This window comes from Streptomyces sp. NPDC057743 (assembly GCF_042798755.1).
Classification (GTDB): Bacteria; Actinomycetota; Actinomycetes; order Streptomycetales; family Streptomycetaceae; genus Streptomyces.
The window spans coordinates 1-1,952 of record NZ_JBHVJX010000113.1 but is presented as its reverse complement, the minus strand read 5'-3'; the positions used below and the strand labels follow the sequence as shown (position 1 = coordinate 1,952).

Here is a 1,952-nt window from a genome sequence, read left to right as displayed (position 1 = left end):
CAATTTTGAAAACACAATTTCGTTTCTCCAGTATAACACAAAACGTGATTTTTGAAGCAAAACGGTTCCTCTTTATGGAGCCGTTTTTTTTATTTCCCGAAGGGTTATTTGTCAGAATGACAAACCGATTTCGAGCCGGCGAGAACCCATTGTCACACCACGATTTAGGGGGTGTGTATAAATGGGCACTCTCTGTGAAATTTGAAGCTTTGAAATTCCGAATGGCGCACTTATACACTCTGTCGAGTGAGTGCTAAAATGCTGAAGCATTTCCGTCAAGCGTGTGGAGGAATCTTGTAGAGAGATATAGCATAGATACCCGTATCTCTAGAGATATTTTGGTATATCCCTGCTATATCTATGGGGTATCTATGCTATATCTTTGGCTTCAAAAACGGCACCTGTTCTAAGAGCATAGAAACTCAACAGGCACAGCCTGTTTGACACCCTTTTTTTTAGGGTGGCACCGAGTTTCCTTATGCTCTTTTTCTCTGAAGCTAAACCTGTTTTATATGTCGTAGTCTTTTTATTGGGAGTGACCCCTTGCTGTACAATTTCCGGAGGTGCCGATAAGGGACGAATTTTCCCTTGTCGGTTGCCTTTGGGGATTGTAAGGGGTGGAGGCTCGGAATCAAAAGGAAACGAAATATCATTCCGAGTGTGCTTCTTTTTTCTGTTCTTGAATTCTATTATTTCCAATGTTAGAATTATGTTAACAACTTGTTAGGAGTGTGTTTGGATGGAAGAGAAAAAACAAATTGGACCTCGAATTACTGTTGAAACATTTAAAAAGCTAGAGTTATTAGCCGAACATTTTACAAAACACAATGAATTTGGAAGAGTTTCAAAAGATGCTGTAATTGAGTTTGCTATTAAGGAATTGTATAGGGACTATTTGGGAAAAGGACGCTAATTTTTGTTGAAAAACTGACTTCGGATTTGGGGTTCTTTATTATTAACTTGATTTTAATTAAACATTACAGGAAAAATTGAGGGGAAATGGATGGATAAACGCAATGGTGACGCGGTTTTCATAGCTCCAAATGATGTTGTAAAAGTGACCACTATGAATCACGTCATTGAAGTTCAGCATATGGAGAAGATGAACCGGAAAAATAATATCAAAAAATTGGACAAGGATAGGTTTGTAGACCTCTCTACTGGGGAGATCCGGGAGTTCGAGCATTCGGAAAATCGGCAGGAAAATTATAATTCTTTGAGACAAACCTTTAAGAAGCTGCGTTATTTGATAAATAACAATTTTATAGGACGGCCAAATGAATTACATATAACTTTGACATACAAGAAAAATATGACGGACACGAAAAAACTTTATAGTGATTTTCAAAATTTTATCGACAGGTTGCGTTATAAATACAAGAAAGAAAGTTCGATAGATTATTTATCGGTGGTAGAGCCACAAGGACGTGGAGCCTGGCATTGTCATGTTTTAATGCGCTTTAATGATTTGGATAAGATTTATATTAAAAATGCTGAATTAAGGAGTCTATGGGGTTTAGGATTTGTAACAATCAAGTCATTAAAGGATATAGACAACATAGGAGCCTATTTGAGCGCTTATTTGACTGATATAGACCTAGAAGATGTCCAAGACAGGGAAACAGCCTTAAAAGTGGCTTCAGAGGGCTGTGAGGTGCAAACAAAGATCGTAGAAGGTCGGGAAAAGAAATTTTTAAAAGGCGGACGGCTGCACATGTATCCTTCCGGAATGAATATGTATCGAAAATCAAAAGGGATTGTTAAGCCGGAACGGGAAGAAATGAAGTTCGGAGACATAAAAAAAGTAGTGGGTTCGGCAAAACCACACTACGAGAAAAGTTATCATGTCGAAAATGACAATTTTGAAAACACAATTTCGTTTCTCCAGTATAACACAAAACGTGATTTTTGAAGCAAAACGGTTCCTCTTTATGGAGCCGTTTTTTTTATTT

At 37.6% G+C, this 1,952-nt stretch carries 2 protein-coding genes; both read left to right on the top strand.

Annotation, left to right across the window (positions count from 1 at the left end; all coding sequences use genetic code 11):
- Positions 1-739 precede the first annotated feature (739 nt).
- A complete protein-coding gene (locus ACFVFQ_RS38655) occupies positions 740-913 on the top strand; it encodes a hypothetical protein (protein ID WP_375839303.1) in 174 nt (57 codons plus the stop codon).
- Between the two features lie 90 nt (positions 914-1,003).
- Positions 1,004-1,912, top strand: coding sequence for a hypothetical protein (locus tag ACFVFQ_RS38650; protein WP_375839305.1), 909 nt, complete (start codon positions 1,004-1,006; stop codon positions 1,910-1,912).
- The last annotated feature ends 40 nt before the right edge of the window (positions 1,913-1,952 follow it).